Below are 26,486 nucleotides of genomic sequence, written 5' to 3'. Positions count from 1 at the left end.
ATATTAGATTAGCGGGTGGCCATCTTGCGGTGTCAGGATGTGTTTTCATGAGCGGCCCTGTTGGGCTTGCGGTGTGGGTAAGCGTGATGTCGGCGAATCAATTCGATGTGTGTGTGAGCGGCTCTGGTGCCGTGGCCATGAGCCTGGCGCTGGCTCTGTCTCGCGAGGGGTGGAGCGTGGCCTGGGCCAAATCGCCCCAAGTCGTGCCGACGGGGTCGACCGACATCCGAACCTACGCCCTCAACGCCCGTTCGATCGCTTTGCTCGAGCGTTTGCGGGTCTGGCCAGCTTTGAAACAGTGGTCTGCTCCGGTGCTGGAAATGGACATCCGCGGTGACGAGTCCGGCGCCCTGACGTTTTCGGCCTGGCAGCAAAAGGTCAGTGAGCTGGCATGGATTGTCGATGCCGGTGCCTTGGAGCGCTTGCTGGGTCAGGCGCTGGAGTTCGCGCCTCGGGTTGAGGTGGTTCCTCCTGTGACCGAGAAGGGGCCGTCAGTGCTGGCAGACTTGCTGGCGGTGTGCGAGGGCAAACAGTCCACCACACGCGCTGCGCTTGGAGTCGAATTCACCCGCCAAGATTATGGCCATTGGGGCGTGGCAGCCCGCTTGAAGGCCACACAGCCCCATCATGGCGTGGCGCGTCAATGGTTTCGCTCGCCCGATATCCTCGCTTTGCTGCCTTTCAACGACCCTGATCCCTTGGCTTCTTACGGCCTGGTCTGGTCTGTGCCTAAAGCACGGGCCGAGCACCTGTTGGCCTTGGCCCCCGAGGACTTCGAGCGTGAATTGAACGACGCCATCTATCAGTCAGACAGCGAACTGGCCGCGCGGGTGGGGGCCTTGTCTTTGACTTCGTCCGTGGCTGGGTGGCCGTTGGCCTTGGCCAAAGCCAATCGATGGGCTGGAGCCGGCTGGGTTCTGGTGGGCGATGCCGCACATCAGGTTCACCCTCTGTCCGGTCAAGGTCTGAATCTGGGCTTGGCCGACGTCGATGCCCTGGTATCCGTGCTGACCGACGCCCGCAAGCGTGAGCCTTGGCGTCAACCCGGTGATGAGCGCACCTTGAATCGTTATGTGCGTCAGCGTCAGTTGCCCACTCAGGCCATGCAAGGTCTGACCGATGGCTTGCTCAAGTTGTTTGCCGACTCGCGTGGTCCTGTCAAAGACCTGCGCAATCTCGGTATGTCCATGGTTCAGCGCGCGACGCCGATCAAGCAGTGGCTGGTTGGGCGAGCGTTGGACGCTTCCTGAAAAGGGTATCCATGTCAGTGCTTTCACTTCGTCGCCAAGCTGTCGGGCGCTTTGCCAAATGGTCTGTTGCTTTGGCTGCCGCATGTTGTGCCTGGTCGGTTCATGCCGGAGAGCTGCCTGCGGCCCAGTTGGCTGCGATCAAGCAAAAGCTGGCGCGCCTTCCTGATGCGCCGCCCATTGATGGCGCGCAGACGGGGCCGTTTGCCGGGCTGATCGAAGTGCGTTCGGGCAACAACATCTACTACACCGACGCGAGCGGCGATTTTCTCATCGAAGGTCATGTGATCGAAACCCGCACGGGCAGGGACCTCACGGATGCCCGTATCGAAGAAATCAGCCGCATTGATTTCAACACCTTGCCCCTGCGTGATGCCATCGTCTGGAAAACCGGCACGGGCAAGCGCCGCTTGGCCGTCTTTGCTGACCCCAACTGCGGCTACTGCAAACGCCTGGAAAAAGACCTGCAGCAACTCAAGGATGTGACGGTGTACACCTTCATGGTGGCCATTCTGGGTGACGACTCGAAAGTCAAGCTCGACAACATCTGGTGCGTGCAAGACCGCACTCAGGCGTGGCGTGATTGGATGCTGGCAGGTGTTCAGCCGGCGCGCAGCTTCGGCATGTGCGCTTCGCCCGCTCAGCGCAACCTGGCCTTGTCACAGCGCTTGGGCATTCGCGGCACGCCGGCGATCTTCTTTGAAGACGGCACTCGCATTGGTGGTGCGGCTGCCGCTTCGGTCATCGAGCAGCGCTTGGTGAGAGCCGCGACCAAATGAATGAGGTGAGTGGCTCGAATTGAGCCATTCCTATTCCTACATTCAATCCTGAGCGCCTACCTGCTGAGGCGGGCGCTCCATCTGCATGTCCATGGTGAACTGTTTGTCACGCGGTCCGTCTTTGCGTTCGGCATAGATGCGCACCGGCAGATATTGCAGATTCGGTGCAAACCAGATTTCAATCGGGGGCAACGGGCTGCCGGTGTCGATCAGCTTGCGTGGCTTGACGTGGAATGTGTTGAGCGGCCCCATGGGTGAATCGATCGTCTCTTCATTCACGATGTCCAGCACAACGTCCTCCAATTGCTTGGCTGTCGCCACCTTCACGGGAATCGAGTTGCCGGGCTTCAGAAGGCTCGGGTCCAAAGTGAACCGGTATGCAAGCTGGATGATGTTGCTGATCAGATCCTGAACGCCCGGGGGGCGGGGTGCCTTGTCGCCGTTCGCAAATGTGATTTCGTCGCGGTCAAAAACAATGGATCGCACGGGAGCGTCAATGAACATGCGGCGCCCCTTGGCCTCATTGCGGGTGGGGTAAAGCCCATCGGGTGTGATCTCCCCTTCGCTGGTGGCTTGAACGGTGAAGAGGCCGCCACCGACCTGAATGTCCATGTGGACCTGGTATCGGTTGTCCTGACGAAGCCATTCCACGGCCGAGGTGCCCGTGATGGGGCCGCGGAAGTAGCCATCCAGCTTGAAGCTGACCTTGGTGGCTTTGGGCCATTCAAATGTTGGCCCCTTCGCTGGGCTGCTTGGCGTGGAAGCAGGTGCCGGCGGGGCTTCAGCCACTTTCGTGGGGGCCGAGGCAGCTGGGTCAGCTGCGGACGCGGCCGATGCCGCTTCTGCCACGACGGCAGGCTTGTCTTCCTCTTGTGAGGCCTTCTTGGCGGGAGGGAGCACTTTCCGCTTTTTTGCTTTGCCAGATGCGCCAGGCGCTTGAGGGGCCGGCGCGGGGCGTGCAACGCCGACAGGCGGAGCGGTCAGCTTGACCTCCTTGACGTAGGTCGCTTCCATCCGCTTGATCTTCGATTCGTTGGCATCTTCCGTCGTGGGTAAAGTTCGCCCCACCTGGTCGGTGACCAGGAAATGCAATAGCACCGATGCCGCAGTCAAACCCGCCAGCACCCAGCCTTGTCGACGGCGGCGTGAGGTCTGTGTTGGGTTCATGCCCTCAGCCATGCCTGTCGAAGTTGTGTCGCCCCCGGTTCAGGATTGGTGGCTGGCAGCAGTTGAATCAGCTCAATGCTTGCGCCCATCATGGGTGCCGATGCGGCGCGGCGGCTGCCTTTGCCTTGAGCCTGGGCATCCAGTGCGGGCAAGGTCAAGGTCATCACAATCTGATCGCGCGAGATCAGCAGGCGCTGGTCAGCCTTGGGGGTGTGCCAGGTCTGGAGGTCTTCCACTTTCCGCAATCGCCATGGGTCCAGGGCCAATAGCTCGTCTCCTGCGCTCAAGCCCATTTGTTCAGCCACGCTGTGGCGCATCACGGCCTGAACCTTCAGGGTGCCTGCGCTTTCGCTCAGCCTCACGCCCAGCCGTTGAGCCAGGGGGGCTGGCTTGGCGTTCCATGCCACACCGGCGCCCAGCAGCAGTTGGGGCAGCGGCAACTCCACGGTCGTCTCTGTCCAGGCGTGCAGTACTTCAGCCCACGCGCCACTGGCGTTGCGTGCCTGGAAGGGGAGGTCTTTGGGCGGCAACTGCTGAGCTTCATCGGCCAGCGCCTTGGCAATGTCAGCGTGGGTAATGGGCCGAGCCAGCTGCCATAGCTTCAGCATGACACCGTCCAGCGTGGGCTGATGGCCCTCAACGGGGGGCAGTTGCCGCAGGCTCAAATCCAGCGCCAGCGCTACCAGACTGCCCTTGGTGTAATAGCTTACGGTGGCGTTGGCTGAATTCTCGTCCGGTCGGTAGTACCGGGTCCAGGCATCGAAACTGGCTTGCGCCACGCTGTACTCATGGCGTCCCGGTGTGCTCCAGACCTGGTTGATGGTCTTGCCCAGCAGCTTCAAATAGGTCGCTGCGTCGATCAGTCCGGTGCGCAGCAGGAACTGGTCGTCGTAGTACGAGGTGAAGCCTTCGAAGAACCACAGCAGTCGCGTGTGGTTCTCGCCGGTGAAGTCATACGGGGCGAATTCGGCCGGTTTGAGCCGCTTGACGTTCCATGTATGGAAATACTCATGGCTGATCAAGCCGAGCAAGGTCACATAGGCATCTGATTTGGCCCCGTTGCCCACGCGCGGCAGATCCTTGCGGCTGCAGATCAAAGCCGTGCTGCGCCGGTGCTCCAGCCCGCCGTAGCCGTCTTCCACCGCATTGAGCATGAAAACATAGTGGTCAAACGCGCATTTGCGCTTGCCGTGCCAGAACTGAATCTGGGCTTCGACGATCTTGCGCGTGTCCGCCAACAGGCGTTCACCATCAAAGTCGGCGGGTGCGCCGGCCACCACAAACTCGTGCTTCACACCACGCGCGGTGAAGGCACCGCGCCAGAACGTCCCCAGTTCGACAGGGTGATCCACCAGGTCGTCGTAAGAGGGGGCTTCGTAATCCCCCGTCCCCGCTCGGGTTACCTTCACGGCTTTCAATGCGGTAGCCACCTCCCAGCCTTTGGGTAGGTTGGCAATGCGCAATTGCTGGGGCTCTTCGTCGCGGCCTTCCACTTTCAGGAAAACGCTGGTGCCATTGAAGAAGCCGCGGCGTGAGTCCAGAAATGCGGCGCGCACCGACGTGTCAAACGCATACACCTCGTATTGCACCGTCAGGGCGGCGCTGCCTTGGCAATGAATGTCCCAGGTGCATTTGTCAACCGCCGTGACCTCGCAGGCATGGCCTTGCTGGCTGGCGCGCAGAGGTGACAAGTGGCGGGCAAATTCCCGCACCAGATAGCTGCCAGGAATCCAGACGGGCAACGACACGCGCTGCACTTGAGTGGGCCGATCCACCTTCAAGGTGACCAGATATCGATGCGCGTGTGCGTCGGCAACCTCGATGCGATGTTGAATCATGTGGATACGGCAGAGCCTGAATCGAATGGGTGGAGGATGGGCGTGGCGCGGTCAGATCTGTGCGGCAGACAGGAAGCAGCACAAACTGGCTGCCACAGTCAGGCGGAACCGCATGGTCAGCCACCCCTCCATGTGCAGTTCGTGGAAGCGCTTGCGGTCAGACACATAGCAAACGATCAACAGCACGCCCAGCCACACCAGGCCGGCATGCGGGGGCATCAGCACCCCTACCCAAGCTGCCAGGCTGTAGCTGATGCCGGTCCATTGCGCATGACGCTGGGCGTCGGCTGGGTCCTGATGGTAGTCGCCACCCGGCATCGCCAAGCCCCACAGGGTGCCTCCCAGAAAGGACACGATCAGCGCTCCGTAGGCGGCCAGTGCTTGCGCCAGAAAAACGATCACATCCGGGTCAACTCGGTCAATGAGCAGCCAGATGAACAGAGTGCAGCCCAGGAAGGGCAAGATGCCGGCATAGCCCAATTTGCGGGCCAGTGGGTTCGGGTCGTGGGTCACGGAAAAACCTTGGTCAGACATGTGATCGGTGTTGGGGTCCATTGTGGCAAGAAGGCGCGCGTTCAGTGTGCCAGCCATGAGAAGACCGCAGGGGTGTCGCTCGGTAGCGTCAACGTTTGCTTTCGCCAGTGCGCCACACTGTCGGTGCGGCTGAAACCACTCTCCAGGGTCAAGCCACAACTCACACTCAAAAGCGTGTCGGGGTGCAGTTGCGCCAGAAGGGCGTCCCACAAGGCCTGGTTGCGGTAGGGCGTTTCGATCACAAGCTGCGTCTGGTGGTGGCGCCGCGACAGTTGCTCCAGTTCCTTGATTCGTTGCGTGCGCTGGACTGCGTCCGTGGGCAGGTAGCCCACAAACGCAAAGCTTTGTCCATGCAGCCCGCTGCCAGCCAAGGCCAGCACCAGCGAGCTCGGTCCGGACAGCGGCAGAACTGAAATGCCGGCCCGGTGTGCGGCCAGCACCACGGCGGCTCCCGGGTCGGCCACCGCTGGCAGGCCTGCTTCGGAAATCAGTCCGATGTCATGCCCCTGCAGGGCGGGGGCGAGCAGGGCAGACATGGCGGCCTGCTCCTGATTGGGTTGGCCCTTGGTGTGCTGACCGCCTTTGTTCGGTCGGGGCAGTGTTTGCAGATCCAGTTCCTGCAAAGGGGCCACCAGAGGGGTGATTTCGTTGACGCGTTTGAGGAAAGCGCGTGTTGTTTTGGCATTTTCGCAAATCCAGTGGCGCAGGCGCGCCGCGGCTTGCAGGGCTCCCAAGGGGATGACATCGCGCAAATCTGGCGCCGGAGGCTGCCCATCGCCCCCCACGCAGCCCAGATCCAGGGTGTTGGGGATCAGAATCAAGCGGCCTTTTGGGGGCTGATTGGGGGGCTGAGGCTGTTCAGCCTTGTCGGCCTTCGTGTGGGGTGACGTCATGCGGAGATACCAGAGAAAAGAGGCAGGCCTGCAGCGCGCAGCAGGCGAGAGGTTGCGATCAGGGGGAGGCCCACCAGGGCGGTCGGGTCGTCTGAGTCCACGCGTTCCAGCAGCGTGATTCCCAGCGACTCCACCTTGGCGCTGCCGGCACAGTCGTAGGGCTGGTCAAGATGCAGGTAATGGTCGAGTTCTTCGTCGCTGATATCGGCGCGGAAGGTCACGCGCACGCTCGACATTGCCTGTTGCCGAAAGTGCGTGGCAGGCCGAATCACCGCCACAGCGGTGTGAAACACCACGGTTTGCCCGCGCATCGCCTGTAGCTGGCGCAAGGCCTGCTCGTGCCCACCCGGCTTGCCAATCGCGAGGCCGTTCAAGTCGGCTACCTGATCTGAGCCAATCACGATCACATCCCGTGGCTGAGGTTGTTGCGTGGCCTGCGCCACCGCTTCTGCCTTCGCCAGGGCCAGCCGGTTGGCCAGATCAGCAGGCGCCTCTCCGGGCAGGGGGCTTTCATCCACTTCGGGTGCCTGGCAGAGGAAAGGCAGGCGTAGACGGGAGAGTAGCTCCTGTCGATAGCGAGATGTAGACCCCAGAATCAATGCGGGGTGCGAAGTATTCAAAACAGCCATGCCTGAATTGTCGCCGCATGGCAGCGTGGCTCTACACTTGCGGACATGAAACCACGCACCTTTGTGCCCCGTAAATTGGATATCGGGGCTTTCATCGATTCAGGCGAAGTTCTGGAGGGCACCCAGTCGGTGGCCGATCTGCAGCGCCTCGCAGAAGGCCTCTACGCCCAGGCCGACCTCGCTGCTCTGCCTCCGGTTCAGTGGCGCGTACAGGGGCGGCTTGTGAAACAACGCGTGGGCCAGCCTCACCGGTGGCTTGATGTCGAGGTCAAGGGCACATTTCCCTGGGAATGCCAGCGCTGCCTTCATTCGGTAGACCTGCCCATCGAAGTGGCTCGCTCGATTCGCTTTGTCGACGACGAAGCCGCCGCTGCAGCCCTCGATGCCGACAGCGACGATGACGTTCTGGCCGTCAGTCGTGTGTTTGATCTACTCGCTTTGTTGGAAGACGAGCTGATCATGGCGCAGCCCCTGGTGCCGAGACACGAGCAGTGCCCCACCGATGTCGAGCGCCACATGCGCTCTTTCGATCCGGACGAGCCAGAAGCGCCCGAATCCGGTTCCGATGCGGGTGGCAAACCTCATCCCTTTGCGGCTTTGGCGGCCCTGAAAAAGAATCAAAACTGAAGCGCGATTTGAATTGCGCGGTATAGCCGTGCTAGAATCGCGAGTTTTCCGGGTATAGGTTCTGCGCAAACAAGCGGTTTGGGCCTGTGTTCGAGTAATTTTTAACACTTGCGGACTGCAAGCGGCTGGTTTCAAACCGTTCCGTTTTTCGGATTCGAGTTGGCTGGCAACGGTGTGGTCTGGCAACCATACGGGCCCTGAGCCCGGCTTTCGGAGTCCATCATGGCCGTTCAGCAAAATAAAAAGTCGCCTTCCAAGCGTGGCATGCACCGTTCGCACAACGCGCTGACCACCCCAGGTACCGCCGTTGAGTCCACCACCGGTGAAGTGCACCTGCGTCACCACATCAGCCCCACCGGTTTCTACCGTGGCCGCAAGGTGTTGAAGACCAAGGCTGACGCGTAAGTCGTCATGGCCTGACCTCATCGGTTGGGCTCAATACGCCATCAAGCGGGCTGGATTGACCGATTCCCTCGGTTTCCAGCCCTTTTGTCATTGGGTCTCTTTCTTTGCGCTGTGTACTCGCGCCTGATTTCATGACTGCTTCCGGATCCCACGCTACCGTTTCGCCCGTTCGTCTGTCTGTTGATTGCATGGGGGGTGATCACGGCCCGTCAGTGACTCTGCCTGCTTGTCGCGCCTTCCTCGACAAGCATCCCGAGGCCGAGTTGGTCCTGGTTGGCTTGCCTGAGGCCTTGGCTCCCGCCAAAGACTGGGCTCGGGTGACCTTGGTGCATGCTTCCGAAGTGGTCACCATGGATGACCCCGTTGAGGTCGCTCTGCGCAAGAAGAAAGATTCGTCCATGCGTGTGGCCATCAATCAGGTCAAGGCGTCAGCGGATCAGCCCGCTGTCGCTCACGCTTGCGTGTCAGCCGGAAACACTGGTGCGCTCATGGCGGTTGCCCGCTACCTGCTCAAAACAGTGGAGGGCATTGATCGCCCGGCGATTGCCTCGGTCATGCCCAACCAGCGCGATGGATACACCACGGTGCTCGACCTCGGAGCCAACGTCGACTGCTCCGCTGAGCATCTGCTGCAGTTCGCAGTGATGGGCAGCGCTTTGGTTTCCGCCGTGGAAGGCAAAGACAACCCCACCGTCGGCTTGCTCAATATTGGCGAAGAAGCCATCAAGGGCAGCGAAGTCATCAAGAAGGCCGGTGAATTGCTTCGCACCGCGGGCAGTCGTGGCCTGATCAACTTCTATGGCAACGTGGAGGGCAATGACATTTTCAAGGGCACTTCCGACATCGTCGTGTGCGATGGCTTTGTGGGCAACGTGGCGCTGAAGACCGCGGAAGGTCTGGCCACCATGTTTGCCAATTTCATCAAGCAGGAATTCACCCGCAACGCACTGACCAAAATGGTCGCGTTGGTGGCCATGCCGGTGCTCAATCAGTTCAAGAAACGGGTCGATCACCGTCGCTATAACGGTGCAGCTTTGCTCGGTTTGCGTGGACTCGTTTTCAAAAGCCATGGCTCAGCCGATGCCTTCGCGTTTGAGAATGCCCTCAATCGGGCTTATGATGCGGCCCGTCATCGTTTGTTAGATCGCGTCCACGATCGCATCGCTGCTACTCTGGAAAGCCTGCCCTCGCAGGATTCCCAAAGCAGCGCTGCATGAAGGTTGGGGGCGTCGGTCCCCCACACATGTCATCAAGACACGAGGCGCCAGCTTCCACCTCCGGAGGCGTAGCCTCTCCGATCTATGCACGGATCGCTGGCACGGGCAGCCATTTGCCGCCCAAACGCTGGAGCAACGACGAGTTCGTTGCCTGGTTGGCCGAGCGTGGGGTGCAAACTTCCAGCGACTGGATCGTCGATCGCACCGGCATCGAGGCGCGCCATTTTGCCGATCCCGATGTCACCTCCAGTGACCTGGGTGTGCAGGCATCGCTGCAGGCGCTTGCCGCGGCCGGTTGTCAGCCTGCTGACATCGATCTGATCATTTGCGCCACGTCGACGCCCGACATGGTGTTCCCGTCCACGGCCTGCCTGATTCAGAAGAAATTGGGCATTCATGGCTGTCCCGCCTTTGATGTTCAAGCGGTCTGCTCGGGCTTTGTTTACGCCCTGACCGTGGCTGATGCCCTGATTCGGGCCGGCAGTGCGCGCCGCGCGCTGGTCATCGGGGCCGAGGTCTTTTCTCGCATCCTGGATTTCAACGATCGGACCACCTGCGTGCTTTTTGGTGATGGGGCTGGCGCCGTGGTGCTGGAGGCGTCTGATCGGCCGGGCATCGTGGCGTCTCGACTCCACGCCGATGGGCAGTATTCGGATATTCTCTGCACCCCGGGTGCGTTTCGCGGCGGGGAAGTTCTGGGAGATCCCACTCTTAAAATGGATGGCCAGGCTGTTTTTAAGTTGGCCGTGCATGTGCTGGATCAAGTAGCGCACGAAGTGCTCGATGCGGCTGGGCGGACCCCTGATAGCATCGACTGGCTCGTGCCACATCAAGCGAACATTCGCATCATGCAGGGCACAGCCCGCAAGCTGAAGTTGCCCAACAGCCGCGTGGTCACCACGGTAGACCAGCATGGCAATACCTCGGCGGCATCGATTCCCTTGGCTCTCGATCATGCGGTTCGTTCCGGCACGGTCAAGCCTGGGCAGTCTCTGTTGCTGGAGGGCGTCGGAGGTGGTTTCACCTGGGGCGCCGTTTTGATCGACTATTGAAGGATTTTTGTAAATGACAGCGTTTGCATTTGTGTTTCCAGGGCAAGGCTCTCAGTCCGTCGGCATGCTCAATGCCTGGGAAGGTCATGCCGCAGTTCGAGACACATTGGTCGAAGCCTCCGACGCGTTGGGTGAAGATGTGGCCCGCCTGATCGCAGAGGGTCCGAAAGAGGCGCTGGACCTCACCACCAACACCCAGCCTGTCATGCTGACCGCCGGGGTGGCTTGCTTGCGTGCCTGGTTGGCTGAAACCGGCTTGCAGCCCGCCGTCGTGGCAGGGCACTCTCTGGGCGAGTACACCGCCTTGGTTGCCGCAGGTGCCCTGTCTTTGAAGGATGCTTTGCCTCTCGTGCGTTTCCGTGCACAAGCCATGCAAGAGGCCGTGCCTGTGGGGGTGGGCGGCATGGCCGCCATTCTCGGCATGGACGCCGAAGGCGTGAAGGCTGGGTGTGCTCAGGCTGCTGCCGAAACGGGAGAGGCCGTTGAGGCCGTGAATTTCAACGACCCGAAGCAAACCGTGATCGCGGGCACCAAGGCTGGTGTCGAAAAGGCTTGCGAGCTGCTCAAGGCGGCGGGTGCCAAGCGAGCTTTGCCTTTGCCTGTCTCCGCGCCATTTCATTCCAGTCTCATGAAGCCAGCGGCTGAACGCCTGCGCGAAAAACTGGCGGCCACCACCTTTGCGGTGCCCAGCATTGCTGTCATCAACAACATCGACGTGGCAGAGGCTACTTCGCCTGATGCCATCCGTGATGCCCTTTACCGTCAGGCCTTTGGTCCGGTTCGTTGGGTTGAGACCGTTCAGGCGCTCAAGGCTCGCGGTTTGACCCACGTGATCGAATGTGGTCCGGGTAAAGTGCTGGCCGGCATGGTCAAGCGCATCGAGGCTGACCTGGTTACAGGCACTGTTTTTGATCCGGCCTCTTTGGCCGAAGTGAAAGGTTTGCTGGCATGAGCGCCGACATGAACACCCAGATCGCCCTGGTCACGGGCGCCAGTCGCGGCATCGGCCGTGCCATCGCGCTGGAATTGGCGCGTCGCGGTGTCACCGTGCTGGGCACAGCCACGACCGAGTCGGGTGCACAAGGCATCACCGAGGCGCTTCAAGGCTTTGGTGCTTCCCGTGGGCTCGTTCTGAACGTGACCGATGCCGCTGCCGTTGACGCTACCCTTGATGCCATCGTCAAGGAATTCGGTGGCATTCATATCCTGGTCAACAACGCCGGCATCACCCGCGATAACCTGGCCATGCGTCTCAAGGACGATGACTGGGATGCCGTGATCGACACCAACCTCAAGGCGGTGTTCCGACTGGCGCGTGGCGTGATGCGCCCCATGATGAAGCAGCGCTACGGTCGCATCATCAGCATCACCTCCGTGGTGGGTGCCAGCGGCAACCCAGGGCAGGCCAACTACGCTGCCGCCAAGGCCGGTGTGGCGGGCATGACACGTGCGCTGGCGCGCGAACTGGGTAGTCGCAACATCACCGTCAACTGCGTGGCCCCGGGCTTCATTGACACCGACATGACCCGCAGCCTCAGCGAAGAGCAGCAGTCGGCCTTGAAGGCACAAATCCCGTTGGGCCGCCTTGGTCAGCCTCAGGACATCGCCGATGCGGTGGCTTTCCTGGCATCCCCTCAAGCCGGTTACATCACCGGCATCGAATTGCATGTCAATGGTGGCATGTTCATGAATTGAGATCGTTAACTAGGGAATCTCAAATTCGTTTTTTCGGCATCAACGGTTTTGACACAACTGTGCCGGTAAAATCCCTGGTTTGTTTGCAAACCCTCCTGGAGGAGTCATGAGCGATATCGAAGCACGCGTCAAGAAGATCATTGCCGAACAACTCGGTGTAGCAGAGTCTGAAGTCACCCCTGAGAAGGCTTTCGTGGCCGACCTGGGCGCTGACTCCCTGGACACCGTCGAGTTGGTGATGGCCCTCGAAGACGAGTTCGGCATCGAAATCCCCGACGAAGAAGCTGAGAAGATCACCACTGTTCAGTTGGCGATCGACTACGCCAAGGCCCACGCCAAGGCCTAAGCGAATTCAAGGCCCTTCGGGGCCTTGTTTGTCGGCATTTCAATTTTTATCCGCGCATCCTGTATGACCCGTCGTCGCGTTGTCGTCACCGGCCTAGGCCTCGTTACCCCCGTGGGTAACACCGTGCAAGAATCCTGGACCAACCTGGTTGCTGGCAAGTCCGGTATCGACACCATCACCAAGTTTGATGCCTCCGCATTCGCCTGCCAATTCGCAGGTGAAGTCAAAGGCTTCAACATCGAAGACTACATTCCTGCCAAGGAAGCCCGCCACATGGATACCTTCATCCATTACGGCTTGGCTGCCAGCATGCAGGCGGTACAGGATGCCGGTTTGCCTACGGGCGAAGCCCTGGCTCCTGAGTTGGCGGAACGCATTGGCGTCATCGTCGGCTCTGGCATTGGTGGTCTGCCCATGATCGAGCAGACCCATAAAGATTATTGCGAGCGTGGTCCCCGCCGGATCTCGCCGTTTTTCGTGCCGGCTTCGATCATCAACATGATCTCCGGTCACGTGTCCATTCATTACGGCTTCAAGGGCCCGAACATTGGCGTGGTCACCGCCTGTACCACTGGTCTGCATGCGATTGGTCTGGCGGCCCGCATGATCGAGTCCGGTGACGCCGACATCATGGTGGCTGGCGGTGCCGAGTCCACCGTGTCCCCTCTGGGAATCGGTGGTTTTGCCGCTGCGCGAGCCCTGTCCACCCGTAACGACGATCCCAAAACCGCTTCTCGCCCTTGGGACAAAGACCGCGATGGTTTTGTGTTGGGTGAGGGCGCTGGTGTCATGGTGCTGGAAGAGTACGAAAGCGCCAAGGCGCGCGGTGCCAAGATCTATGCCGAACTGGCTGGTTTTGGCATGAGCGCCGATGCCTATCACATGACGGCCCCTGACGTCGACGGCCCCAAGCGCTCCATGCTGGCAGCGCTGCGCAATGCGGGTCTGAATCCGGATCAGATTCAATATCTGAATGCCCACGGTACGTCCACCCCCTTGGGTGATGTCAACGAAACCAATGCCATCAAACTGGCTTTCGGTGACAACGCCAAGAACCTCGTGGTCAATTCGACCAAGTCGATGACAGGGCACTTGCTGGGCGGCGCTGGCGGCATTGAGTCGGTGTTCACCGTGCTGGCGCTTCATCACCAGGTGTCCCCTCCGACCATCAACATCTTCAACCAAGACCCCGAGTGTGATCTGGACTACTGCGCCAACACCGCTCGTGACCTCAAGATTGAAGCTGCACTGAAGAACAACTTCGGTTTTGGTGGTACCAACGGATCGCTCGTCTTCAAGCGCGCCTGATTTCCCTTTTGAGGGGCGGTTGTCTTGGCTGGTAGTTCTTTGACCAAGCAGGCCGGAGTCTGGGCGTTGCCTGAGGGGGCGTCCGGGGCACCCCTCATTCGCCGTATCGGACAAGGGTTTCTTCTGGGGTCTGCCTCGGTGGCCGTCGCCTGGTCTGCGGAACTTTGTCGCGATTTGTGGTTCCATCCATGGCGCTATGTCGCGATACCCGCCTTGGTGGTCGGGTGTCTGGCATGGTGTTTTCAGGTCGGTCGTCTTTGGCGTAACTGGTCTCAGATCGCAGCGCCTTTGCGCTTGCACTGGACCGGGGATGTCGCCGAGTCACCTCACTGGCGTGTGATTGAATGGGATCAGCCTGTCACAGTGCGAATTGCCTGTGACTTGCAAGATTGGATGTTGCTTGAAGTGAAATCCAGTCAGCTGCATGGGCGAGCTTCTCGTTCTGTATGGTCGTGGGTGCCTGGCAAAGACGATGGCCGCTCCTGGGAATTGGAAACCCCCGTTGCGACGTCTCACCGCTTACGGGCCTTGTTGTATCGAAAAAGCGGCTTGGAAATGGGCGCGGACACCCCTGTGGGCGAGTCTCCCATTTCACAGACTGGCAATCGATCGCTGGCATCATCTGCGGTGGGCAAAACTTCTGGAAGAAATTCTTTGTTCCGCTCCGTATTTCAACGATCTCGAACCGGCACATCTTCTTCTGGCGTTGCGCAACAGAACGAGCACGCACATCCATGGTCCGCGACCGAGTTCCCTCCAACGCAGTGGTTGCCCAGGGCCGAGCCCTTGGCCGACTTGCCCGCCATTCGCTCCTCCCAGCGGGAAGGCCGGCGGACATGACGAAAGACCCCATCGATTTGCCTGACCAGCCTGTACCGGTAGAGCGCAGCCTCGGCCATGTTGTTGATGATGCGGCTTCACCCGTGAATGCGGTGCATTCTGCGGCGACAGCGATCGTGGATGTGGATGCTGCGTTGGTCGAGCGTGTTCAGCGTGGAGACCAGCGGGCATTTGAAATGCTGGTTGTCAAATACCAGCGCCGAATTGAGAGGCTGATTGCCCGGATGGTCCGCGATGTCGATCTGGTTGAGGACATCGCTCAGGAAACTTTCATCCGAGCCTACAGGGCGCTGCCAAACTTTCGTGGCGAGAGTGCGTTCTACACCTGGCTTTACCGCATTGGTGTGAACACGGCCAAGAAGGCCTTGCTCAACCTCAAGCGAGATCCCCTGGTGACCGAGGCTGCTCTGGCTTCGGCGGAAGAAGATGATGGCGCCTCGCGCGTCGAAAATGAACTGAGTGACGGCGAAACCCCCGAGTCGGTTCTGGCGAGTCGGCAGATTGCCGAAACGGTCAACCAGGCCATCGAGGCTCTGTCGGACGACCTTCGCCAGGCGATCACGCTTCGTGAAATCGAGGGCTTGAGTTACGAGGAAATTTCAGAATTGATGAACTGTCCGATTGGCACAGTTCGTTCGCGAATTTTCCGGGCCCGTGAGGCGATCGCGACTCGCTTGCGTCCTCTGCTCGATACCCGTCAAGGCGAGCGCTGGTAATTTGTAAAGTTCAGTGAACTTTTTGCCAGTGCGCAGATCCATTACCAGAACACGGCTTTTCTACACTCCCAGACAAGCGATTGCACAAGCAGGAGTCTTTGCGCATGAACGACCGATTCAATGATTCTCAGGCGGCCCGTGAGGCCCTGTCCGCTTTGGCTGATGGTGAGGCTCATTCGTCCGATGTGGCTCGAGCGTGTGCAGCTTGGCGAGATGATGCTCAAGCCAAAGAGGCATGGCGCACCTATCACCTCATTGGCGATGTCATGCGATCGGATGATCTGGTGCGAGCCTCAGGGGATGGCGATTTCCTGAACAAGCTCCGTGGTCGTCTGGCGCAAGAGCCTGTGGTCCTGGCGCCCGTGGCAGCCCAAAGTGTGGCGGACCGTCAGGTCGCCCCGATTGGTGAGGTGGCTGTTACCCTCAAGCGTCGCGCCTGGGCGGGGCCGATGGCTGTGGCGGCCTCCTTTGTGATGCTTCTAGGGGCGGTGGTTTCGCTCCAGATGGGGGGTTCCGCTGAATCGTCTTCCAATCAAATGGCACAAGGATCCGCAGTGGTGAATCGTGGCATCGCGGCTGCGTCTTCACCAGAGTCTTCCCTGGCCTTGGCGTCCAGCACATCGGTTGCAGGGTTGCCAACCCAAAGCAGCGGCAATGTCAGTGTGGAGGGCGCTTCATTCAGTCGCCCTGATCCCGCTGCGCCCATCCTGATTCGCGACCCGCAGGTCGATCAGTTGCTGGCGACCTTGCCGCGTCACGCCAATGGCGGCGCAGACACCAGCTTTGCCAGCCAAGGTGGCTTGGCTCGCGCTGCAGTGGTCGAGCAGCCCTGAGCGTTGTTGCCAGTTCAATCCGCCTGCATCAGGCGGTGGCCTTCTTTACGCACATTTACGATCTGCCTGGGGTGGCGCAGTGAACTGTCGTCCAGCGGGCAGGCTCGAACGTTGACGGTTGTATACCGATAGTCTGCTTCTTCTTGTTGAAGGGTTCATCAATGGCGTCGTCTCATCAGTCTGATTCTTCCGCATCGTCCATCGTTCGTCGTACCCTGGTTGTGGGGGGAGTGGTCTCAGCTGTGGCCTTGTTGCTCAGCTCCAGCTTGTTTCCTCATAACTCGCAGGCTCAGCAGTCGCCGGCACTGGTGGTAGCCGCCTCTGCAACGCAAACGGCGCCCCCCACTCCTGCCGCCGATGCGGCGCCCTTGTTGGTCAAAGGCTTGCCTGATTTCACCGAACTGGTCGACCAAGTTGGGCCATCTGTGGTGAGCATCCGAACCACCCAGCGCGTGTCTGCCGAGGGTGAGGAGGGCGACGAGGCCGATGAGCAGATGCGTGAGTTTTTCCGCCGCTTTTTTGGCACACCCATTCCCAAGCAGGACCCGCGTCGTGGCGCCCCCAAGAAGGGTGGCGAGCAAAGCGAAGAACGTCCTCGCGGTGTCGGTTCGGGCTTCATCGTCAGCAAGGATGGCTTCGTCATGACCAACGCTCACGTGGTCGACGGGGCTGACGAGATCTATGTCACTCTGACAGACAAGCGTGAATACAAGGCCAAGCTGGTTGGTGCCGACAAGCGTACCGATGTGGCTGTGGTCAAGATCGAAGCCTCGGCTTTGCCTGCCGTTCACATTGGCGACGTCAACCGTCTCAAGGTGGGTGAGTGGGTCATGGCAATTGGCACCCCATTCGGTCTGGAAAACACCGTCACGGCGGGCATCGTGAGTGCCAAGGCCCGTGACACCGGCGAAGAAATTCGGTTCATTCAGACAGACGTGGCGGTGAACCCTGGCAACTCTGGAGGCCCGCTGATCAACATGCGCGGCGAAGTGGTGGGCATCAACTCGCAGATTCTCAGCCGATCCGGTGGCTTCATGGGTATCTCGCTGTCTATTCCGATTGACGATGCCATGAAGGTGGCCGACCAGTTGCGTGCTGCTGGCAAGGTGGTGCGTGGTCGCATCGGGGTTCAGATCGAACCGGTGACCAAGGACGTGGCCGACTCACTGGGCTTGAACAAGGCTCAGGGCGCTGTGGTTCGCATGGTGGAGGCGGGCGGTCCGGCAGACAAGGCTGGGGTCGAGGCGGGTGACATCATCACGAAGTTCGACGGCAAGGTCATCGAGAAGGTCTCTGACCTGCCTCGCCTGGTCGGAGGGACAAAGCCGGGATCGAAGTCGACTCTGCAGGTGTTCCGTCGCGGTGCTTACAAGGATCTGACCCTGACTGTGGTTGAGTTGGATGCAGACAAACCCAAAGCGACGGCCAAAGCAGACGGCGGCAAGCTCGCTGCGACCTCCCTTGGTCTGACCTTGGTGGATCTGACCGATCAGCAGAAGCAGGAGCTCAAACTCACGGGGGGGGCTCGTGTCGATGCAGTCGAGGGGCCCGCTGCCCGAGCAGGGCTGCGCGCTGGAGATGTGTTGCTGGCGATTGGCAATATCCAGATCGCCGACATCAAGCAATTCGACGCCATCTTGTCCAAGCTCGACAAAACCAAGCCTGTGAGTGTGCTGGTGCGGCGCGGCGAATGGGCCCAGTATGCGGTGATTCGACCTGTGGTGAAGTGAACGACGAAGTGACTTTGATTGGGATGAAGTCGGCCTGACGGCCGAGTCGCCCCGGCCGAATCCCTGTGATCGGTCGGGGTTTTTCTTGGTGAAAACCCTTATTTTGTAACAGTTGCAGGGCCGCTTTTTCAGGCGACCTACTGTTGATAACTCGGCCAGTCGGGGGCCGAATCTGGATACAATCACGGGACTTTTCGTTGAAAGCCCAGACATGCATTGAAGGCGGTTTTCGGCGAAAACCTTCCAATTTCGCGCATTCAGTTACCCACAACCACCTGTTGATAAGTTGTTGATAACTTGGATGTTGGCGGCCTGCAACGGCTTGTACAAGGGCAACGGCCGACTTCCATTCGGGGCCTTTTGGCTACAATGAAAGTCCAACAAGCAGTTGCCATACGTTTTTGTTGGAAGGCGCGTCATTGATTTTGACGTGCCTTTTTTTTATGAACCACATTCGTAATTTCTCGATCATTGCTCACATCGACCACGGTAAGTCCACCTTGGCCGATCGCATCATTCAGCGCTGTGGCGGTCTCAGCGACCGTGAAATGGAGGCGCAGGTGCTCGACTCGATGGACATCGAGAAAGAGCGCGGCATCACCATCAAGGCGCAAACAGCGGCCCTTGAATACAAGGCCCGAGACGGCAAGGTCTACAACCTCAACTTGATTGACACGCCTGGGCACGTTGACTTCTCGTACGAAGTCAGCCGCTCCTTGTCTGCTTGCGAAGGCGCTTTGCTGGTGGTCGATGCGAGCCAAGGGGTCGAAGCCCAAACCGTGGCCAACTGCTACACCGCGCTTGATCTGGGTGTGGAAGTGGTGCCGGTGCTCAACAAGATGGACTTGCCGCAGGCGGACCCTGATCGCGCCAAGGCTGAAATCGAAGACGTGATCGGCATCGACGCCTCCGACGGCATTCCGTGCTCTGCCAAGACCGGTATGGGCGTGGAAGACATTCTGGAAGCGGTTGTGGCCAAGATGCCGCCCCCCAAGGGCAACGCCGATGGCCCTTTGCGAGCCATGATCATCGACGCTTGGTTCGACAACTACGTGGGCGTGGTCATGCTGGTGCGCGTGGTCGATGGTTCGCTCAAGAAGGGCGAGCGCATCCGTCTGATGGCGACCAACTCGGTCTACCCTGTCGACCACCTTGGCGTGTTCACGCCCAAGTCAGTTGACCGGCCTCAGTTGAACGCAGGCGAAGTGGGCTTTGTCATCTGCGGTATCAAGGAACTGGCCGCAGCCAAGGTGGGTGACACCATCACCGTTGAAAAGAAGCTGCCCAACAATGCGGGGCCTGCTGAGCAGCCGCTGCCTGGCTTCAAGGAAATTCAACCGCAGGTGTTCGCAGGGCTGTACCCCAGCGAGTCCTCTGAATACGACCAGTTGCGCGACGCGCTGGAGAAGCTCAAGCTCAACGACAGTTCGCTGCGATACGAGCCGGAAGTCTCGCAAGCGCTGGGCTTTGGCTTCCGCTGCGGCTTCCTGGGCCTGTTGCACATGGAAATCGTGCAAGAGCGTCTGGAGCGCGAGTTCGATCAAGACTTGGTCACCACCGCTCCCAGCGTGGTCTATCAAGTCGAGTTGATGGATGGCACGGTCATCGACGTGGAAAACCCATCCAAGATGCCGGACGTGGGGCGTATTCGTGAAATTCGCGAGCCCATCGTGACTGTGCACCTGTACATGCCACAGGACTATGTCGGCCCGGTCATGACCTTGGCCAATCAGAAGCGTGGCGTGCAGATGAACATGGCCTACCACGGTCGTCAGGTCATGTTGACCTACGAAATGCCCTTGGCTGAAATCGTGCTCGACTTCTTCGACAAGCTCAAGTCAGTGTCGCGTGGCTATGCTTCGATGGACTACGAGTTCAAGGAGTACCGTGCCTCTGACGTGGTCAAGGTCGACCTGCTGATCAACGGTGATCGCGTGGACGCCTTGTCCATCATCGTGCACCGTACACAGGCGCAGTACCGTGGTCGCGCCGTGGCCGCCAAGATGCGTGAGCAGATTCCTCGTCAGATGTACGACGTGGCCATTCAAGCGGCGATTGGCGGCAACATCATCGCTCGCGAGAACATCAAAGCGTTGCGCAAGAACGTGCTGGCAAAATGCTATGGCGGTGACATCACCCGTAAGCGCAAGCTGCTCGAAAAACAAAAGGCCGGCAAGAAGCGCATGAAGCAAATTGGTGCCGTCGAGGTGCCACAAGAAGCATTCCTGGCCATTCTCCAAGTGGAAGACTGATGAGTTTCATTACTGGTGCGTTGTACGCCGTCCTGATTGTTTACCTGGGCGGCTGGTATGTGGGTAAATGGCAAGGCAATTTTTCGCTGCTATTGCTGTTGCTGACTTTGGTGACCTTGGCTTACTGGTTGGCTGAGCGGTTCAAGTTCCGTCCGGCGCGTGAAGCCGCTGCGGCGAATCTGGTTGCGCAAGATGAAGCACGTCGTGCGCAACTGGCCAGCCAAGGTATTGCGCAGGTCGACAGCAATGTGGCTGAAGCCCGTGAGAAGCTGTTGGCGCAACCCTGGTGGCTGGACTGGACTGCGGGTCTCTTTCCCGTCATTTGTGCCGTGTTCCTGATGCGCTCGTTCCTGTTCGAGCCGTTCAAGATCCCATCAGGTTCGATGGTGCCGACCTTGCTGGTGGGCGACCTGATTCTTGTGAACAAGTTTCACTATGGCATCCGCTTGCCGGTGATCAACAAGAAGGTCATTCCGAATCACGACCCCAAGCGCGGGGATGTCATTGTGTTCCGCTACCCCGTCAACCCCAGCCTTGATTACATCAAGCGGGTCATTGGTGTGCCAGGCGATGAAATCGCTTACTTGAACAAGAAGTTGACCATCAATGGCAAGCCGGTGGAGTCCACGCCTTTGGAGGACTTCTACGACGACGAGACCATGCGTTACTTCATGCAGTATTCCGAGAAGGTCGATGCTGTGACCCATCGCTTACTGATTGACAAGAACCGTCCCCCCTACATCCCTCAACAGTTCGTCGAGCAGTTTGCATTCAAAGATGAAAACTGCCGCTACAGCGGTGAGGGCGTTGTCTGCAAGGTCCCAGCCGGACACTATTTCGTCATGGGCGACAACCGAGACAATTCCCAAGATTCCCGTTTCTGGGGCTTTGTTCCCGACGAAAATATCGTGGGTAAGGCTTTTGTCATCTGGATGAATTTTGGCAACCTCAAGCGCTTGGGCTTTTTCCAGTAATGCTTGCTGTCAGGAGACGACATGACCATGAAGTTCGGTGATCGTTCTAAGCGCCAGTCTCAGTCTGGTATCACGCTGTTGGGCCTGATCTTTTGGGCTGTTTTACTCAGCGCGGTTGTGCTCGTGGCGATGAAGGTCTTCCCCGCCATCAACGAATACCGGACCATCCAGTCGATGGTCAACAAGATCGCTCAGACAGGCGCAGCTTCCGTTCCCGAAATTCGTGCTGCGTTCGAGAAAGCGCGTACGGTCGAATATGGCGTCACCTCGGTCACAGGTCGCGATCTCGATATTTCGAAGGAAGACGACAGGATCGTCATCAAGTTTGCCTATGACAAGGAAATTCCGTTGATCGAGCCGGTTTACCTCTTGATCAAGTTCGAAGGGCAGTCTCGTTGAGCTGCCGCAATTGATGGTTTTGTCTCCTTCTTTGAAAGCGCTGCAGACCCGCATTGGGTGCGAGTTTGCCAATCCAGCCTTGCTCGTACGGGCGCTGACCCATAAAAGCTTTGGCTCCGACCATTACGAACGCCTGGAGTTTCTCGGCGACTCGGTTTTGAATCTGGGCGTATCCGATCTGCTCTACGCTCGGTTTGATCGTTGTGACGAAGGTGAGTTGACGCGCGTGCGTGCTCACTTGGTTCGTCAGGACATGCTGCACAAGCTGGCTGTGTCCCTCGGCTTGCCCGATGTTCTGAGGCTCAGCGAAGGCGAAGCCAAAGGAGGAGGGGCGCAGCGCCCATCCATTCTGGCCGATGCCTTGGAGGCCTTGATCGGCGCTGTCTACCTCGATGCCGGGTTTGAATCGGCGCGCCAACTTGTCATTCGCTTGTTTGAGCCCGTCGTGGCCCAAACCACACTGGAAGGCTGGAGTAAAGACGCCAAAACTGCCTTGCAGGAATGGTTGCAAGGGCGCAAGATGCCAGTCCCGACCTACCGCATTGTCGAGACCCGTGGCAAAGCCCACGAACAGCTGTTCGTCGTAGCCTGTGATGTGCAGGTGCTGCCGGCATCTGTTCTGGGTGAAGGTCTGTCGCGTCGCGCGGCCGAGCAGGCCGCCGCGAAGCTGGCGCTCGAACAGCTTATGCAAATGCCCGATATCAAGCCGCCCGTGGCCGCGCGTAAAGCAGCCAAGTCTCCCAGGAACTGATTTTCATGACCCGTAAGCCCGTGGATCCAGCCAGTGCATCTGGCGATGAACTCAACCCATCGCTCGATGAGATGTTGGCCAGCCTGGCCATGGCGCGCAAAGGGGGCGGTGAGGTCGCTGCGCCTGAGCAGGCGCAACGATGCGGTATGGTCGCCATCATTGGCCGCCCCAACGTCGGTAAGTCGACTTTGCTGAACGCATTGGTTGGGCAAAAGGTGTCGATCACCTCGCGCAAGGCCCAGACAACCCGGCATCGCATCACAGGCATCCGCACCGAGGGTTCCGCACAATTTGTGTTTGTCGATACGCCTGGCTTTCAAACCCGTCACACCACCCGAGGCACGGCCGCACTCAACCGGAACCTGAACAAGACGGTTCAGGCGACCTTGGCCGATGTGGATGTCGTGCTTTTCCTGGTAGAGGCGGGGCGGTTCGGGCCTGACGATGCGAAGGTTCTGGCCTTGTGTCCCAAGGACAAGCCCGTCATGCTCGTGGCGAACAAGCTGGACCTGGTGCATCGACGCGAAGACCTCTTCCCTTGGCTGCAGTCTATGCAGCAGCACCACCCCTTTACAGAGTTCATTCCCCTGTCAGCCCAAAAAGAGGCGGACACGCGGCGTTTGCTTGATATCGTCCGTCCCTACCTGTCTGAGCAGGGCTGGTGGTACGACGCTGATGCCCTGACCGATCGCACAGACCGCTTTCTCGCCAGCGAGATCATCCGTGAAAAGCTCTTTCGCCTCACCGGTGATGAGCTGCCCTATACCTCCACGGTGGTGATCGACGCCTATGCGGAGGAGCCTCCGCCGCCCAATAAGCCGAAGGCGACGGGTCTGGTCCGGATTGCTGCCACCATCATTGTCGAGCGTGAGCCTCATAAGGGCATGGTGATTGGCGACAAGGGCGAGCGCCTCAAGCGCATTGGTACCGAAGCTCGCACCGAGCTCGAGCGCCTACTGGGAACCAAAGTGTTTCTGGAAGTGTGGGTGAAAGTTCGCTCTGGCTGGGCCGATGACGACGCTCGCCTGCGCACCTACGGCTACGAGTAATCAGGGCGAAGGGTGTGGCCAAGGTAGCAAGTCGGCAGGGGGAAGCTGCCTTTGTCTTGCACAGCCATGATTGGAGTGAATCCAGCCTGATTCTGGAGTTGTTGACGCGCGATCACGGTCGGGTTGTGGCTGTGGCGAAAGGGGCCAAGAGACCTTATTCCCAACTTCGCCCTGTTCTGATGCCATTTCAGCAACTTCATGTTGCGTTCGGTGCCAAGCGGACGACCGACGCCGAGGTCTGGCTGCTGCGGCACGCCGAGTGGGCGGGTGGTGCGGCGTGGCCTGGCGGCGCTGCTTTGCTGCCAGGGTTCTATTTGAATGAGCTCATCATGCGCTTGACCGCGCGTCACGATCCTCACCCTGCGCTGTTTGATGCCTATGCTCAGGCACTGCAAGCCATGCGTGAGCCGGCGTTGCTTCAGGCGGCCCTGCGCGCCTTTGAGTTGCTCATGCTTCGGGAGTTGGGGCATCTTCCGGATCTGGGGGCTGAGACCGTTTCTCACGCACCGGTTCGTGCCGAGCAAGCCTACGAGCTACATGCGCAACTCGGCGTGGTCGCTGCACGCTGGGGCGACGACGAGAACAAGCCGGTGACACTGGGTGGCGACACCTTGTCGCAGTTGGAACTGGCCCTTCAGTCTCCGGTGCGAACATTCCCGGGCTTGATGGCGGTTTGCGTTCCGGTTTTGGCTGAGCTCAAAGCCATTTCTCGGGCCTTGATTCACTATCATCTTGGTTCGCAGCCGCTTCGCACGCGGCAGTTGATGATCGAACTCCAACAACCATGACATTTTCTGGTTCTCAATTGACCTCAATGGATGCGCCCCTGCTGGGGGTCAACATTGATCACGTGGCCACACTGCGCAATGCCCGCGGCGGCTATTTCCCGGATCCCATTGCTGCGGCTCAGTTGGCGGTGGAGGCGGGCGCTGACATCATCACCTTCCACTTGCGTGAGGACCGTCGTCACATCAAGGATGAAGATGTGGTCAGGCTCAAGGCTGAGATCCAAGTGCCGCTGAACTTCGAAGCGGCCGTGACGGACGAGATGCTCGACATCATTGAGCACACTCGCCCCGAACACGTTTGCCTGGTGCCCGAACGGCGCCAGGAAGTCACCACCGAAGGGGGGCTCGATGTCGTGGGCCAGTTTGCTCGCGTTCAAGGAGCCTGTTCGAGGCTGGCTCAGGCTGGGTGTCGCGTGTCACTGTTCATTGGCGCCGATCCTGCCCAAATTGATGCATCAGCCAAGGCTGGGGCGACCTGTGTGGAGTTGCATACAGGCCCGCTCGCGCATGCCTGGTGGGACAAGGACGAGGCCCGAGTGCAGGCGGAACTGGCGCGACTGCGAACCGGTTTGCAGCATGCAAGGGCCCAGGGACTCAGAACACATGCAGGGCATGGGTTGGCCTTGTCCAATGCACTGAGTGCTTCCGCTGTGTCGGGAGGGGTGAGTAGCACGGCTTTGGTTGCAGCTTTGCCTGAGGTGGCTGAATTGCACATTGGCCACGCCTTGATTGGGCACTCGGTTTTCGTCGGCATGCGACAGGCCATCGCTGACTTCAAGGCTGAAGCCATCCGAGCCCGACGCGCTGCTGCGATGGTGGGCTGAGAGGTGCGCAGTTGATTGTCGGTATCGGAACCGATCTGTGCGATACCGGTCGCCTAGCCAAGGCCTTGGCTAGACACGGCGACGCGTTTGCGCGGAAGATTTTGGGCGATGACGAATGGGCGATCTATCAGGATCGAGTCGTTCGTGCCCCTGAGCGAGGCCTGAGGTTTCTGGGTACTCGCTTCGCGGCCAAAGAAGCATTTTCGAAAGCCATCGGTTTGGGCATGGTGCATCCCATGGGGTGGCACTCCTGCCAGCTATTGAACGAGGAGTCAGGTCAACCTGCGTTTGTTTTGGGTGGGGATCTGGCGTATTGGTTTAACGAGAAAAAGTGGCGAGCGCATGTCAGTGTTTCCGACGAAGGGGCTCATGCGCTGGCTTTTGTCCTGATTGAAACGGTTTGATCACATGAGCAAAAAGAAAAGATCTCAGAGCAAAGGTACGAGCGAGTTGGCTATGGCCGTCTCGCACGCCCCAGTGGTGCTTGACATCGAAGGCTTGACCCTGAATGACGATGATCGGCGCCGTTTGATGCACCCCTTGACCGGTGGCCTTATTCTGTTTGCCCGCAACTGGAAGGACCGGGCGCAGCTGACCACACTGTGCACGGAAATCAAGTCCATTCGCCCGGATGTGCTGATTTGCGTGGACCACGAAGGTGGGCGCGTGCAACGATTCAAGACGGACGGGTTCACCCATGTTCCTCCCATGCGCAGCCTGGGCGAGATGTGGATGAATGATGGCAAGGGCGGCGAGGGGGCCGGTGCCATGGCCGCTACCGATGCTGCAACCGCCTGCGGCTATGTTCTGGCCAGCGAGTTGCGTGCCTGTGGGGTCGATTTGACCTTCACTCCTGTGCTCGACCTGGACTGGGGCGAAAGCGGTGTCATTGGCGATCGTGCCTTCCACCGCGATCCCAAAGTGGTTACCGTGCTGGCCAAGAGCGTCATGCATGGACTGCTGCAGGCTGGCATGGCCAATTGTGGCAAGCATTTCCCCGGGCACGGCTACGTGAAAGCTGATTCTCATGTCGACATTCCAGTCGATAAGCGCAGCCTCAAAGCCATTTTGCAAGACGATGCCAAGCCCTATGAATGGATGAGCACCTCGCTGACCAGCGTGATGCCAGCGCATGTGATCTATCCGAAGGTGGACAGTCAGCCAGCAGGGTTCTCGCAGCGTTGGTTGCAAGACATTCTGCGAGCTCAAATGGGCTTCACTGGCGTGATCTTCAGTGATGACTTGAGCATGGAAGGCGCCAGTGTGGCGGGCAGCCATACCCAGGGCGCGATTGCCGCGCTCAACGCAGGGTGTGACATGGTCTTGCTGTGCAATCAATCCCTCAACGGTGGCGCAGCGGTCGACGCGTTGCTGGATGGCTTGACCGAGGCGCTGGCTGCTGGCGATTGGGTTGCCAGCCCTGATAGCGAGGCGCGCCGCCTCGATCTGTTGCCGCAGACGGCTCCCATGACCTGGGACGAGCTGATGCACAGCCCGGTCTACCAGCAGGCGCTGAGCAAATTGCCTCGGTAAGGTTGATTGAGCTGACCTGCTGTTCACAGCAGGTCTTGGGGCGAGTCAGATGCATCGCGC

The 26,486-nt window shown here is 59.4% G+C and carries 27 protein-coding genes; 22 read left to right on the top strand and 5 right to left on the bottom strand.

Annotated elements, in window-relative coordinates:
- The first annotated feature begins 47 nt into the window (after positions 1–47).
- Both VFW72_RS12755 and VFW72_RS12750 read left to right on the top strand, forming a co-directional pair.
- Positions 48–1,250 carry an FAD-dependent monooxygenase gene (locus VFW72_RS12755; protein WP_329674674.1) on the top strand — a complete coding sequence of 401 codons (1,203 nt, stop codon included), beginning with the start codon at positions 48–50 and terminating at the stop codon, positions 1,248–1,250.
- An 11-nt stretch (positions 1,251–1,261) separates the two neighbouring features.
- Positions 1,262–2,026: a DsbC family protein gene (locus VFW72_RS12750; protein WP_329674673.1), complete on the top strand. Its 765-nt coding sequence runs from the start codon at positions 1,262–1,264 to the stop codon at positions 2,024–2,026.
- Between the two features lie 42 nt (positions 2,027–2,068).
- On the opposite strand, the gene VFW72_RS12745 is transcribed toward VFW72_RS12750, so the two are convergent.
- Genes VFW72_RS12745 through VFW72_RS12725 form a run of 5 tightly spaced genes read right to left on the bottom strand, consistent with a single transcriptional unit; the run spans position 2,069 to position 7,087 of the window.
- Entirely contained in the window at positions 2,069–3,193 is a 1,125-nt protein-coding gene (locus tag VFW72_RS12745) for a DUF3108 domain-containing protein (protein WP_329674672.1), read from the bottom strand.
- Positions 3,190–5,031: a peptidase M61 gene (locus VFW72_RS12740; protein ID WP_329674671.1), complete on the bottom strand. Its 1,842-nt coding sequence runs from the start codon at positions 5,029–5,031 to the stop codon at positions 3,190–3,192. The genes VFW72_RS12745 and VFW72_RS12740 overlap by 4 nt, the downstream gene beginning before the upstream one ends.
- A gap of 51 nt (positions 5,032–5,082) precedes the next feature.
- The gene (locus VFW72_RS12735) at positions 5,083–5,565 is read right to left on the bottom strand and encodes a DUF3429 domain-containing protein (protein WP_329674670.1); all 483 of its coding nucleotides are present in this window, start codon (positions 5,563–5,565) and stop codon (positions 5,083–5,085) included.
- A 41-nt stretch (positions 5,566–5,606) separates the two neighbouring features.
- The gene (locus VFW72_RS12730; protein WP_329674669.1) at positions 5,607–6,458 is read right to left on the bottom strand and encodes an SAM-dependent methyltransferase; all 852 of its coding nucleotides are present in this window, start codon (positions 6,456–6,458) and stop codon (positions 5,607–5,609) included.
- Positions 6,455–7,087: a Maf family nucleotide pyrophosphatase gene (locus tag VFW72_RS12725; protein ID WP_329674668.1), complete on the bottom strand. Its 633-nt coding sequence runs from the start codon at positions 7,085–7,087 to the stop codon at positions 6,455–6,457. The genes VFW72_RS12730 and VFW72_RS12725 overlap by 4 nt, the downstream gene beginning before the upstream one ends.
- Positions 7,088–7,132: 45 nt before the next feature.
- On the opposite strand from VFW72_RS12725, the gene VFW72_RS12720 reads away from it, so the two are divergent.
- From VFW72_RS12720 to nagZ, 20 genes are all read left to right on the top strand, one after another.
- Positions 7,133–7,714, top strand: coding sequence for a YceD family protein (locus VFW72_RS12720; protein ID WP_329674667.1), 582 nt, complete (start codon positions 7,133–7,135; stop codon positions 7,712–7,714).
- Positions 7,715–7,936: 222 nt separating this feature from the next.
- Entirely contained in the window at positions 7,937–8,119 is a 183-nt protein-coding gene (rpmF, locus tag VFW72_RS12715) for a 50S ribosomal protein L32 (RefSeq protein ID WP_329674666.1), read from the top strand.
- Positions 8,120–8,250: 131 nt separating this feature from the next.
- Positions 8,251–9,336 (top strand): phosphate acyltransferase PlsX, encoded by a 1,086-nt coding sequence (plsX, locus tag VFW72_RS12710; protein WP_329674665.1) that lies wholly within the window; start codon positions 8,251–8,253, stop codon positions 9,334–9,336.
- Between the two features lie 26 nt (positions 9,337–9,362).
- Positions 9,363–10,388: a beta-ketoacyl-ACP synthase III gene (locus tag VFW72_RS12705; protein ID WP_329674664.1), complete on the top strand. Its 1,026-nt coding sequence runs from the start codon at positions 9,363–9,365 to the stop codon at positions 10,386–10,388.
- 13 nt (positions 10,389–10,401) lie between these two features.
- Positions 10,402–11,340, top strand: coding sequence for an ACP S-malonyltransferase (gene fabD / locus VFW72_RS12700; protein ID WP_329674663.1), 939 nt, complete (start codon positions 10,402–10,404; stop codon positions 11,338–11,340).
- Entirely contained in the window at positions 11,337–12,083 is a 747-nt protein-coding gene (gene fabG, locus VFW72_RS12695; RefSeq protein ID WP_329674662.1) for a 3-oxoacyl-ACP reductase FabG, read from the top strand. Before fabD ends, fabG begins: the two co-directional genes overlap by 4 nt.
- A 106-nt stretch (positions 12,084–12,189) precedes the next feature.
- Positions 12,190–12,429: an acyl carrier protein gene (acpP, locus tag VFW72_RS12690; protein WP_329674661.1), complete on the top strand. Its 240-nt coding sequence runs from the start codon at positions 12,190–12,192 to the stop codon at positions 12,427–12,429.
- A 63-nt stretch (positions 12,430–12,492) separates the two neighbouring features.
- The gene (gene fabF / locus VFW72_RS12685; RefSeq protein WP_329674660.1) at positions 12,493–13,737 is read left to right on the top strand and encodes a beta-ketoacyl-ACP synthase II; all 1,245 of its coding nucleotides are present in this window, start codon (positions 12,493–12,495) and stop codon (positions 13,735–13,737) included.
- Positions 13,738–14,573: 836 nt separating this feature from the next.
- Positions 14,574–15,293, top strand: a complete 720-nt coding sequence (rpoE, locus tag VFW72_RS12680; protein ID WP_329674659.1) for an RNA polymerase sigma factor RpoE — start codon at positions 14,574–14,576, stop codon at positions 15,291–15,293.
- A gap of 104 nt (positions 15,294–15,397) precedes the next feature.
- Positions 15,398–16,126, top strand: a complete 729-nt coding sequence (locus tag VFW72_RS12675) for a sigma-E factor negative regulatory protein (RefSeq protein ID WP_329674658.1) — start codon at positions 15,398–15,400, stop codon at positions 16,124–16,126.
- Between the two features lie 161 nt (positions 16,127–16,287).
- The gene (locus VFW72_RS12670; RefSeq protein ID WP_329674657.1) at positions 16,288–17,856 is read left to right on the top strand and encodes a Do family serine endopeptidase; all 1,569 of its coding nucleotides are present in this window, start codon (positions 16,288–16,290) and stop codon (positions 17,854–17,856) included.
- 443 nt (positions 17,857–18,299) lie between these two features.
- The gene (lepA, locus tag VFW72_RS12665; RefSeq protein ID WP_329674656.1) at positions 18,300–20,108 is read left to right on the top strand and encodes a translation elongation factor 4; all 1,809 of its coding nucleotides are present in this window, start codon (positions 18,300–18,302) and stop codon (positions 20,106–20,108) included.
- On the top strand, positions 20,108–21,082 hold the full coding sequence (gene lepB / locus VFW72_RS12660; protein ID WP_329674655.1) for a signal peptidase I: 975 nt from the start codon (positions 20,108–20,110) through the stop codon (positions 21,080–21,082). The genes lepA and lepB overlap by 1 nt, the downstream gene beginning before the upstream one ends.
- A gap of 21 nt (positions 21,083–21,103) precedes the next feature.
- Entirely contained in the window at positions 21,104–21,481 is a 378-nt protein-coding gene (locus tag VFW72_RS12655) for a DUF4845 domain-containing protein (RefSeq protein WP_329674654.1), read from the top strand.
- A gap of 13 nt (positions 21,482–21,494) precedes the next feature.
- Entirely contained in the window at positions 21,495–22,232 is a 738-nt protein-coding gene (gene rnc / locus VFW72_RS12650; protein WP_329674653.1) for a ribonuclease III, read from the top strand.
- A 71-nt stretch (positions 22,233–22,303) separates the two neighbouring features.
- Positions 22,304–23,281 carry a GTPase Era gene (gene era, locus VFW72_RS12645; RefSeq protein WP_414638804.1) on the top strand — a complete coding sequence of 326 codons (978 nt, stop codon included), beginning with the start codon at positions 22,304–22,306 and terminating at the stop codon, positions 23,279–23,281.
- A gap of 14 nt (positions 23,282–23,295) precedes the next feature.
- Entirely contained in the window at positions 23,296–24,069 is a 774-nt protein-coding gene (gene recO / locus VFW72_RS12640) for a DNA repair protein RecO (RefSeq protein ID WP_329674652.1), read from the top strand.
- A 26-nt stretch (positions 24,070–24,095) separates the two neighbouring features.
- On the top strand, positions 24,096–24,893 hold the full coding sequence (locus VFW72_RS12635; protein WP_329674651.1) for a pyridoxine 5'-phosphate synthase: 798 nt from the start codon (positions 24,096–24,098) through the stop codon (positions 24,891–24,893).
- 11 nt (positions 24,894–24,904) lie between these two features.
- Positions 24,905–25,297 (top strand): holo-ACP synthase, encoded by a 393-nt coding sequence (gene acpS / locus VFW72_RS12630; RefSeq protein WP_329674650.1) that lies wholly within the window; start codon positions 24,905–24,907, stop codon positions 25,295–25,297.
- A 52-nt stretch (positions 25,298–25,349) separates the two neighbouring features.
- On the top strand, positions 25,350–26,426 hold the full coding sequence (gene nagZ, locus VFW72_RS12625; RefSeq protein ID WP_329674649.1) for a beta-N-acetylhexosaminidase: 1,077 nt from the start codon (positions 25,350–25,352) through the stop codon (positions 26,424–26,426).
- The last annotated feature ends 60 nt before the right edge of the window (positions 26,427–26,486 follow it).

The organism is Aquabacterium sp. (assembly GCF_036273115.1).
GTDB lineage: Bacteria > Pseudomonadota > Gammaproteobacteria > Burkholderiales > Burkholderiaceae_C > Aquabacterium.
This window is presented reverse-complemented; position numbering and strand designations above follow the sequence as displayed.

Excerpts from the sequence above, each read along its gene's own strand:
- fabD (WP_329674663.1), top strand. The coding sequence starts at position 10,402 with ATGACAGCGTTTGCATTTGTGTTTCCAGGGCAAGGCTCTCAGTCCGTC.
- era (WP_414638804.1), top strand. The coding sequence starts at position 22,304 with ATGTTGGCCAGCCTGGCCATGGCGCGCAAAGGGGGCGGTGAGGTCGCT.
- rpmF (WP_329674666.1), top strand. The coding sequence starts at position 7,937 with ATGGCCGTTCAGCAAAATAAAAAGTCGCCTTCCAAGCGTGGCATGCAC.
- VFW72_RS12655 (WP_329674654.1), top strand. The coding sequence starts at position 21,104 with ATGACCATGAAGTTCGGTGATCGTTCTAAGCGCCAGTCTCAGTCTGGT.
- VFW72_RS12755 (WP_329674674.1), top strand. The coding sequence starts at position 48 with ATGAGCGGCCCTGTTGGGCTTGCGGTGTGGGTAAGCGTGATGTCGGCG.
- rnc (WP_329674653.1), top strand. The coding sequence starts at position 21,495 with ATGGTTTTGTCTCCTTCTTTGAAAGCGCTGCAGACCCGCATTGGGTGC.
- nagZ (WP_329674649.1), top strand. The coding sequence starts at position 25,350 with ATGGCCGTCTCGCACGCCCCAGTGGTGCTTGACATCGAAGGCTTGACC.
- acpP (WP_329674661.1), top strand. The coding sequence starts at position 12,190 with ATGAGCGATATCGAAGCACGCGTCAAGAAGATCATTGCCGAACAACTC.
- rpoE (WP_329674659.1), top strand. The coding sequence starts at position 14,574 with ATGACGAAAGACCCCATCGATTTGCCTGACCAGCCTGTACCGGTAGAG.
- VFW72_RS12730 (WP_329674669.1), bottom strand. The coding sequence starts at position 6,458 with ATGACGTCACCCCACACGAAGGCCGACAAGGCTGAACAGCCTCAGCCC.
- lepB (WP_329674655.1), top strand. The coding sequence starts at position 20,108 with ATGAGTTTCATTACTGGTGCGTTGTACGCCGTCCTGATTGTTTACCTG.
- VFW72_RS12705 (WP_329674664.1), top strand. The coding sequence starts at position 9,363 with ATGTCATCAAGACACGAGGCGCCAGCTTCCACCTCCGGAGGCGTAGCC.
- VFW72_RS12725 (WP_329674668.1), bottom strand. The coding sequence starts at position 7,087 with ATGGCTGTTTTGAATACTTCGCACCCCGCATTGATTCTGGGGTCTACA.
- fabG (WP_329674662.1), top strand. The coding sequence starts at position 11,337 with ATGAGCGCCGACATGAACACCCAGATCGCCCTGGTCACGGGCGCCAGT.
- fabF (WP_329674660.1), top strand. The coding sequence starts at position 12,493 with ATGACCCGTCGTCGCGTTGTCGTCACCGGCCTAGGCCTCGTTACCCCC.
- lepA (WP_329674656.1), top strand. The coding sequence starts at position 18,300 with ATGAACCACATTCGTAATTTCTCGATCATTGCTCACATCGACCACGGT.
- VFW72_RS12720 (WP_329674667.1), top strand. The coding sequence starts at position 7,133 with ATGAAACCACGCACCTTTGTGCCCCGTAAATTGGATATCGGGGCTTTC.
- VFW72_RS12670 (WP_329674657.1), top strand. The coding sequence starts at position 16,288 with ATGGCGTCGTCTCATCAGTCTGATTCTTCCGCATCGTCCATCGTTCGT.
- VFW72_RS12735 (WP_329674670.1), bottom strand. The coding sequence starts at position 5,565 with ATGTCTGACCAAGGTTTTTCCGTGACCCACGACCCGAACCCACTGGCC.
- plsX (WP_329674665.1), top strand. The coding sequence starts at position 8,251 with ATGACTGCTTCCGGATCCCACGCTACCGTTTCGCCCGTTCGTCTGTCT.
- VFW72_RS12750 (WP_329674673.1), top strand. The coding sequence starts at position 1,262 with ATGTCAGTGCTTTCACTTCGTCGCCAAGCTGTCGGGCGCTTTGCCAAA.
- VFW72_RS12745 (WP_329674672.1), bottom strand. The coding sequence starts at position 3,193 with ATGAACCCAACACAGACCTCACGCCGCCGTCGACAAGGCTGGGTGCTG.
- VFW72_RS12635 (WP_329674651.1), top strand. The coding sequence starts at position 24,096 with ATGGATGCGCCCCTGCTGGGGGTCAACATTGATCACGTGGCCACACTG.
- VFW72_RS12740 (WP_329674671.1), bottom strand. The coding sequence starts at position 5,031 with ATGATTCAACATCGCATCGAGGTTGCCGACGCACACGCGCATCGATAT.
- VFW72_RS12675 (WP_329674658.1), top strand. The coding sequence starts at position 15,398 with ATGAACGACCGATTCAATGATTCTCAGGCGGCCCGTGAGGCCCTGTCC.